This is a genomic window from Phycicoccus flavus (assembly GCF_004025965.2).
Classification (GTDB): Bacteria; Actinomycetota; Actinomycetes; order Actinomycetales; family Dermatophilaceae; genus Phycicoccus; species Phycicoccus flavus.
The window spans coordinates 1-7667 of the sequence record NZ_SAYU02000107.1; the positions used below are offsets into that span (position 1 = coordinate 1).

Genomic DNA, 7667 nt, shown 5'->3' on the forward strand with positions numbered 1-7667 from the left:
CGCGGAGGCGGAGGGATTTGAACCCTCGATGGGCTTTAAGACCCAAACCGCATTAGCAGTGCGGCGCCATAGACCGGACTAGGCGACGCCTCCAGTGCCCGGACAGGGTATCCGGCGCATGGTCGGGCGGGCAAAGCGGGTTCCGGTGTCCGGTGACGGCCCCGGCGAGGACCGTCGCGTCGAGGCGCCCGGGACCCGGTCCTGCACGACGCCGGCCACCACGCCGACCCGGTGGGGCGGGCGTCGGCCGAAGTGCCGAGGACCGGTCGGTCGGGGTGCCACACTCCGGTCTTGACGACGGGGGGCCCACCAGCCGAGCCGCCGTACGCCATGGCACCGCCACCGCCAGGGCGGGACTCCACGCGCGTGCTGGCCATCGTGGGGGTGGCCCTCGGAGGTCTCGCGCTGCTCGGGCAGACGTTCTCGTTCGTCCCGCTGCTCCTGTTAGGCCTGGTGGCCGGCGAACCGCTGCACCTGGGCTCCGGCGACCCCCACGGAGCGCCAGGACAGCCGGTCACCGGCTCCGGCGGGACCTACGGGCTCGACGCACGCGTCGTCGACGGCTCGGTGTCCGGGCCGGCCCTCGCGGCCGCCCTGGCCGACCCCTTCCCGGACCAACGGGTGACCTACGGGGACGTGACGGGTGTGCGGTCCGGGGCCACGGCGCTGTGCGAGGTGCACGCGAGCCCGCGGACCTACGTCGTCGTGCGCTTCACCGGCGTCGACGGCGCCTTCAGCGCGGACTGGTTCCAGCCCGACCCGCTCGGCCTGACCGGCTGAGCGCGTCCGCTCGACGGAACACCCACCACCGCATGGCCGCGTACTTGACGGCGGTGGCGGCGACGGTGGTGACCGCGACGACCATCGTCTCGGTCCACGCCGGCGCGCCGGGCGCGGCCGCCGCGAGAAGGGCGAGCCCGCCGGAGGTCATCCCCAGGGTCAGCACGAAGACGACGAGGCCCTGCACCTGGTGGCGCGCCACGCCGTCGCGGCCCCGGATGCCGAAGGTGAACCGGCGGTTGGCCCAGGTGTTCACCACCGCGGCGACCAGCAGGGCCACGGCGTTCGCCACCTGCGACGGGGTGACCAGCCGCAGCAGGACGAACCCGCCGAGGTGCAGCGCCGTGGTGCCGGCGCCGACGACGAGGAACGTCACGACCTCGCGGGTGAGCCGGCGCCCGGCACCGTCACGCCGAACGGTGCCGGGCGCCGTCGCGGTCGTCACGAGCCGGCCCCCGTCGGCCGGGTCAGGTCGTAGAAGGTGTCGCCGCCGATCGTCACCGCGGTGAAGTGCTGCGAGACCCAGGTGTCGATCTGGTCGGCGGCGTTCGACCCGCCCTGCTGACCGCGGAAGCCGCCGCCGGAGAGGAAGTAGTGGATGCGGCCGGCGGCGACCTCCCGCTGGAACTGCGCCAGCGTCGGAGCGGGGTCCGAGCCGTTGAACCCGCCGACGGCCATGACCGGCAGGCCGGTGGCCAGCTGCAGGCCGGCGGCGTTCTGCGACCCGACCGCGGCGGCGACCCACGTGTAGCGGCTCGCGTCGGCCTCGAGGGCCGAGACGACCGCGGCGTCCGGTGTCGAGGCGTCGAGGAGGCCACCCATGCCACCTCCCGGGCCGCCCAGCGCCGCCATCCCGCCGTTCGCCGACGTCCCGCCGTTCGCGGACGTCCCGCCGTTCGCGGAGGTCCCGCCGGGCGCCGTCGGGCCGTTCGCGGCCCCCGGACCGATGCCGGTGGTGCCGCCGGGGACCCGACCGGTCGCGCCGGGCGGCCCGCCGAACCCGCGACCGGGCGGGCCGCCCATGCCGCCCCGGCCGCCCCGGCCGCCTTGCCCACCCGCGCTCGCCGGCCCCGCGGTGACGATGGAGCCCTGGTGCCCGGTGGCCAGTGTGCTCGCGGAGTAGGCGGCCGGGCCGGCCAGCCCGACGAGCACCGCCGCCGCGGCCACCGCCGCCATCGCCCGCCCCCCGAGCCGGCCGAGGGTGAGGAACATCAGCGTCGCCGCGAGACCGACCACGAGCACGACGAACCGCAGCCAGCCGCCGTAGGCCGTCGTGTCCGAGAGCAGGACGAAGGACCACACCGCGGTGACGGCGGTGCTGACGGCCAGGGCCAGCGCACCGGACGGCTGCCGGCGACGCTCCCACGCCTCACCCGCGCCCATGCCGACGAGCGCGGCGACGGGCGGCGCGAGAGCCACGGTGTAGTACTCGTGGAAGATGCCCTGCATGAGCGAGAACACCGCCATCGTCACGAGCATCCACAGGCCCGCCGCCAGGTAGGCGGCCCTCCGGCGGTCGGTCCGCGGTGCACGGCCGCGGAAGAACAGGCCGGCGACGAGCAGGACGAGCGCGGCCGGGACCAGCCAGGAGATCTGCCCCGCGACCGAGGAGCCGAACATCCGCAGCAGGCCGACGTCGCTGGAGAACGGGCCGCCTCCGCCGCCGACCCGGCCGACCTCGGAGCCGTCCAGCCGTCCGAGACCGTTGTAGCCGAAGGTCAGCTCGAGGAAGGAGTTGGTCTGGCTGCCCCCGATGTAGGGGCGCATCGACGCGGGGACGAGCTCGACGACCGCCACCCACCACCCCGCGGACAGAAGGAACGCCGCCGCCGACGCGAGCCCGCCGAGCAGCCGGCGACGCAGGGACGTGTCGGCGCAGAGCAGCCAGACCAGCGCGACCGCCGGGACGACGAGCAGCACCTGCAGGCTCTTGGTGAGGAAGCCGAACCCGGTGAACACGCCGGCCAGCGCGATCCAGCGGACCGACCCGGCCTCGACGGCGCGCAGCGTCGCCCAGACGGCGAGCGCCATGAGCAGCGTGAGCAGCGCGTCGGGGTTGTCGAAGCGGAACATGAGCACGGCCACCGGGGTGAGCGCCATCGCGACGCCGGCCAGCAGGGCGGCGCCGTGGCCGAACGCCCGGCGGACGGTGGCGTGGACGACGGCCACGGTCCCGACGCCCATGAGCACCTGCGGCAGCAGCAGCGCGAACGAGCTGAGCCCGAGCAGGCGCACCGACAGCGCCATCACCCAGAGCGAGGCGGGCGGCTTGTCGACGGTGATGGCGTTGCCGGCGTCGGAGCTGCCGTAGAAGAAGGCCTTCCAGGACACGCTGCCGGCCTGCACGGCGGCGGCGTAGAAGCTGTTGGCCCAGCCGCTGGCCGTGAGGTTGTACAGGTAGGCGGCGCCGGTGAGCACGAGCAGGGCGAGGAGCGCCGGTCGGGCCCAGGCCGGGTCGGACTCGGGACCGCGCAGCGCCCGCCGGGCGCGCGGGCGGGCGCGGCCGGACCCGGACGCGGTATCGGGAGGGCTGACGTGCGGCGGGGTCGACGCGCGGGCGGGGGGCGGGGCCCCGTCGCGGGAGGGCGCGTGCCGGGTGGCGGTGTCCATGCCGACCAGCGTCGGGCGACCGTCTGTGGCCCTCCTGTGCCGGCTCTGTCGTCCTGCGCTGAGACCGGCCCTGCGAGGATGTCGGCGTGCAGACGACCGTCCGCGAGGCCCGGACCGACGAGCTCGACGAGGTGGGCGCGCTCACCCTCGCGGCCTACGCCGCCGACGGGCGGATCGACGCCGCCCACTCCTACGCCGCCCGCCTCTTGGACGCCGGCGCGCGGGCCCGCGACGCGGTGCTGCTCGTCGCGCAGGACGCCGACGGCGGGCTCGTCGGCACCGTCACCTACGTCCCGCCGGGGACGCCGTTCGCCGAGCTCGGCGTCGATGGCGAGGCCGAGGTGCGGATGCTCGCGGTCGACCCGGCCTCGCGCGGCGGCGGCGTCGGCCGGCTGCTCAGCGAGGAGTGCGTGCGCCGGGCGAGGGCTGCGGGCTGCACGGCCGTCGCCCTGTCGAGCGGGTCGTGGATGGCGGCCGCGCACCGCCTCTACGAGCGGATGGGCTTCGTCCGCACCCCCGAGCGCGACTGGTCGCCGAGCCCCGACGTCGACCTGCTCGCCTTCCGCCTCCCCCTCTGACCCGGCCGTCCGGACGGGAGTCAGCCGCCCGGACGGGATTCAGCCGCCCGGACGGGGGTCAGCCGGCGGGCAGGAGGACGGAGAACGTCGTGTCGCCGGGGTGCGAGGTGACCTCGACCCGTCCGCCGTGGGCCTGGCCGACGGCGGCGACGATGGAGAGCCCCAGCCCGGTGGACCCCTGGGCCCGGCTGCGGGAGTCGTCGCCGCGGGTGAAGCGCTCGAAGACCGTGCTCTGCAGGCCGGTGGGGATGCCGGGACCGTTGTCCGACACCGAGATGCGCACCATCGGGCCCTCCGGCCGCAGGGCCGTCACCACCCGGGTGCCCGACGGGGTGTGCGTGCGGGCGTTGGCCAGCAGGTTGGCGAGGATCTGGTGCAGGCGGGCGCCGTCGCCGGTCACCTCCACCGGCTCGTCCGGCAGGTCCAGCTCCCAGGCGTGCTCAGGGGAGGCGGCGTGGGCGTCGCTCACGGCGTTCATCGCGAGCAGCGTGAGGTCGACCGGCTCGCGCTCCAGCGGCCGGCCGGAGTCCAGCCGCGCGAGCAGCAGCAGGTCCTCGACGAGCTCCTGCATCCGCAGCGCCTCGGACTCCACGCGGTCCAGGGCGTGCGTCACCGTCGACGGCACGGGCTCCTTCTCGCGCCGGGTGAGCTCGGCGTAGCCGCGGATCGACGCCAGCGGCGTGCGCAGCTCGTGGGAGGCGTCGGCGACGAACTGCCGGACCCGCATCTCGCTGTCCTGGCGGGACTGCAGCGCGGACTCGACGTCGTCGAGCATCGTGTTGATGGCGAGGCCGACCTGCCCGACCTCGGTGCGTCCGTCGGCGTCCCGCTCGGGCACCCGGACGGCGAGGGAGACGTCCCCGGAGTCGAGCTCGAGCGCGGACACCCGCCGGGCCGTCGCGGCGACCCGGTCCAGCGGGGCGAGGCTGCGGCGGATGACGATGGCGCCGCCGGCCCCGACGAGCACGAGGCCGATGGCCGTCCCGCCGACGACGAGGGCCACGAGCTTGGCCAGCAGCTCGTCCACGCCGTCGGTCGAGACGCCGACGACGAGCAGCGGGCCCTCGCCGGTCTGGCGGGCCGTCACGAGGTACTCGCCGACGCTGGGGCCGAGGTCGACCCGCACGGGCTCCTGCCCCTCGATCCGGGAGGTGACGCGAGAGATCGCCTGCCGGTCGAGCGTGCCGTAGTCGCCGTCCCGCAGGACGACGCTGTTGATGGGCGCCCCGCTGCCGTCGGTGGCCACCGCGCCCGACCCGGTGAGCCCGAGCACGAGGACCTTGTCGCCGCCGACGCCGCCCGGGCGCGGGCCGCCGGGGCCACGGCCGTCGCCGTCGTTGTCGAGGTCGGGGAAGCCGCGGCGGTCGCCGGCGCGGCTGACCGCGCCCTGGAGGTCGGTGCTCAGCTGGGAGTCGAGGTAGCGCCGGGTCTCGAACACCGTGAGCGCGCTCGTCGCGAACATGACGAGGAGGAAGAGCGCGAGGATCCCGGCGAGCAGCTTCGAGCGCAGGGTCCAGCGCGACGGCGCCGGGAGCACGGCGGGGAGCCGGGGGGCACGGACCATCGGCTCAGTCGGCGGGCTTGAGGACGTACCCCACGCCGCGCATCGTGTGGATCATCGGGGCCCGGCCGACGTCGATCTTCTTGCGGAGGTAGGAGATGTAGAGCTCGACGACGTTGGCCTGGCCGCCGAAGTCGTAGTTCCACACCCGGTCGAGGATCTGGGCCTTGGAGAGCACCCGCTTGGGGTTGCGCATGAGGTAGCGCAGCAGCTCGAACTCCGTGGCGGTCAGCTGGATCTCGGTGCCCCCGCGGGTCACCTCGTGGCTGTCCTCGTCCATCGTGAGGTCGCCGACGACGAGCAGCGACCCGCCGTCGTCGGACGCGACGGCGGTCCGCCGCATGAGGGCCCGCAGCCGCGCGACGACCTCCTCGAGGCTGAAGGGCTTGGTGACGTAGTCGTCGCCGCCGGCGGTCAGCCCGGCCACCCGGTCCTCGACCGCGTCCTTGGCGGTGAGGAAGAGCACGGGGACGTTGGGGTCCTCGCCGCGCATCCGGCGCAGCACCTCCATGCCGTCGAAGTCGGGCAGCATCATGTCGAGGACAACGGCGTCGGGCCCGAACTCCTTCGCGCTGCGCACCGCGGCCATCCCGCTGGCGGCCGTGCGCACCTCCCAGCCCTCGTAGCGCAGCGCCATGGAGAGCAGCTCGGTGAGGTTCGGCTCGTCGTCGACGACGAGGACCCGCACGGGCGACCCGTCGGGTCGGGTGAGGGCCGGGGCGGAGGCGGGAGCGGGCTGGCGCGTCGGCATGGGACCAGTGTGGGTGCGAGCACTGGGCCGAGTCCATGCGTTCGCTGTGCGCTTCCTGTGCGGCGCGGCGTCGGGTCGCCGGCATCGCCACGGCGCGAGCACAGTGCCGCCACAGGTGCGGCCAGGACCCTGCCGTCACCCGTTCCCGCGAGCAGAGAGCGACGACGATGACCACGCGCGACGACGCCCAGCACGGACCGCCAAGGCCCGGCGACGCCGACCACGGCGGCGGCGGTGGTCGCGGCGGGTTCGGGGACGGTGACCGCGGTGGCTCCGGCCGGGGCGGGACGGGATCCCAGGACCCGTCCGACGCCAACGGGGCGACGTCGACGGCCCGGGGTGTCTGACCGGGCCATCGACACGGACGCCGGTCCGGTGGAGAGTGGCGCCATGACGGCAGCCACCGGGGGGTCCGAGGAGACGAGGCTCGGCGGTTTCCGCCGCTCCGAGATCGGGATCGGCGGCGACGAGCAGACCGCGCGGCTCGCTTGGCTGCTGGACGTCCAGGGCCGTCAGCCCGGTGTCACCCGTCTGCGGGACTGGGCCTTCGACCGCCTCGACCTGCGCGCCGGCGAGACGGTGCTCGACGTCGGGTCCGGCACGGGTGCCGTCGTCGTCCGGTTGGCCGAGACCGTCGGCCCGACCGGCAGTGTCATCGGCGTCGAGCCGAACTCCGCCATGCGCGACCTGGCCCGGACCCGAGCCGGGGACGCGCCGGGCATCGACTTCGTCGACGGCGGCGCGGAGGCGCTCCCGGTGGTCGACGGCTCGGTGGACGCGGTCATCTGCGAGCGCGTGCTCCAGCACCTCGAGGACCCGGCCGCCGCGGTCGCCGAGATGGCACGGGTGCTGCGGCCCGGCGGTCGGGTGGCACTGCTCGACAGCGACTTCGGGACCTCGATCCTGCACCCGGCGGACCGCGAGGTCGGCGAGCGCTACGAGCGCGGGATGCTCGCGCTCTGGCCGAACCCCTACTCCGGCCGCCGGCTGCGCTCGCTGTTGCGGGAGGCCGGCCTCGACGTCGAGCCGGACGTCGGGTCCAGCGCCCTCGTGGTCCCGGAGGAGATGCTGCCCGGGCTGCTCGCCACCCAGGGCGCCGCGCTCGTCGAGGCAGGCGTCGTGACCGCCGACGAGGTGTCCGCGCTGAACCGAGAGGTCGAGGCCGCCTCCGGACACGGCGACGCGTTCGTCTCCGTGACGATGTTCGCGGCCATCGGGCGCCGGCCGGAGTGACCGGCGCGGCCGCCCCGCCCGATTTCCCGGCGGGGCGAGGGCTCCGGTAGTCTTCACTGTCGTTGCGCGCTGCGCAGCAGGCGCCCGTAGCTCAACGGATAGAGCATCTGACTACGGATCAGAAGGTTAGGGGTTCGAATCCCTTCGGGCGCGC

7 protein-coding genes and 2 tRNA genes are annotated in these 7667 nt (G+C 75.0%); 4 read left to right on the top strand and 5 right to left on the bottom strand.

Going from position 1 to position 7667, the window contains the following annotated elements:
• Positions 1–2: 2 nt before the first annotated feature.
• A tRNA-Ser gene (locus tag EPD83_RS19330) sits at positions 3–93 on the bottom strand.
• 273 nt (positions 94–366) lie between these two features.
• Here EPD83_RS19330 and EPD83_RS19335 point away from each other — a divergent pair.
• Positions 367–780, top strand: a complete 414-nt coding sequence (locus EPD83_RS19335) for a hypothetical protein (protein ID WP_128365814.1) — start codon at positions 367–369, stop codon at positions 778–780.
• On the opposite strand, the gene EPD83_RS19340 is transcribed toward EPD83_RS19335, so the two are convergent.
• Complete coding sequence (locus EPD83_RS19340; RefSeq protein ID WP_164896180.1) at positions 734–1225, bottom strand: GtrA family protein; 492 nt, start codon at positions 1223–1225, stop codon at positions 734–736. The genes EPD83_RS19335 and EPD83_RS19340 overlap by 47 nt on opposite strands.
• Positions 1222–3390 (bottom strand): mannosyltransferase YkcB-related protein, encoded by a 2169-nt coding sequence (locus EPD83_RS19345; protein ID WP_128365812.1) that lies wholly within the window; start codon positions 3388–3390, stop codon positions 1222–1224. The genes EPD83_RS19340 and EPD83_RS19345 overlap by 4 nt, the downstream gene beginning before the upstream one ends.
• Positions 3391–3476: 86 nt before the next feature.
• Between EPD83_RS19345 and EPD83_RS19350 the strand changes: the two genes are divergently transcribed.
• The gene (locus EPD83_RS19350; RefSeq protein ID WP_128365811.1) at positions 3477–3968 is read left to right on the top strand and encodes a GNAT family N-acetyltransferase; all 492 of its coding nucleotides are present in this window, start codon (positions 3477–3479) and stop codon (positions 3966–3968) included.
• A 58-nt stretch (positions 3969–4026) separates the two neighbouring features.
• On the opposite strand, the gene EPD83_RS19355 is transcribed toward EPD83_RS19350, so the two are convergent.
• Together EPD83_RS19355 and EPD83_RS19360 are read right to left on the bottom strand one after the other, a co-directional pair.
• Positions 4027–5532, bottom strand: a complete 1506-nt coding sequence (locus EPD83_RS19355) for a sensor histidine kinase (RefSeq protein WP_128365810.1) — start codon at positions 5530–5532, stop codon at positions 4027–4029.
• A 4-nt stretch (positions 5533–5536) separates the two neighbouring features.
• The gene (locus tag EPD83_RS19360; RefSeq protein WP_165567026.1) at positions 5537–6280 is read right to left on the bottom strand and encodes a response regulator transcription factor; all 744 of its coding nucleotides are present in this window, start codon (positions 6278–6280) and stop codon (positions 5537–5539) included.
• 390 nt (positions 6281–6670) lie between these two features.
• On the opposite strand from EPD83_RS19360, the gene EPD83_RS19365 reads away from it, so the two are divergent.
• Together EPD83_RS19365 and EPD83_RS19370 are read left to right on the top strand one after the other, a co-directional pair.
• Complete coding sequence (locus tag EPD83_RS19365) at positions 6671–7513, top strand: methyltransferase domain-containing protein (protein WP_128366230.1); 843 nt, start codon at positions 6671–6673, stop codon at positions 7511–7513.
• Positions 7514–7593: 80 nt separating this feature from the next.
• A tRNA-Arg gene (locus EPD83_RS19370) sits at positions 7594–7666 on the top strand.
• The last annotated feature ends 1 nt before the right edge of the window (position 7667 follow it).

Coding starts and splice junctions, on each gene's coding strand:
- EPD83_RS19345 (WP_128365812.1), bottom strand. CDS start 3,390: ATGGACACCGCCACCCGGCACGCGCCCTCCCGCGACGGGGCCCCGCCC.
- EPD83_RS19355 (WP_128365810.1), bottom strand. CDS start 5,532: ATGGTCCGTGCCCCCCGGCTCCCCGCCGTGCTCCCGGCGCCGTCGCGC.
- EPD83_RS19360 (WP_165567026.1), bottom strand. CDS start 6,280: ATGCCGACGCGCCAGCCCGCTCCCGCCTCCGCCCCGGCCCTCACCCGA.
- EPD83_RS19365 (WP_128366230.1), top strand. CDS start 6,671: ATGACGGCAGCCACCGGGGGGTCCGAGGAGACGAGGCTCGGCGGTTTC.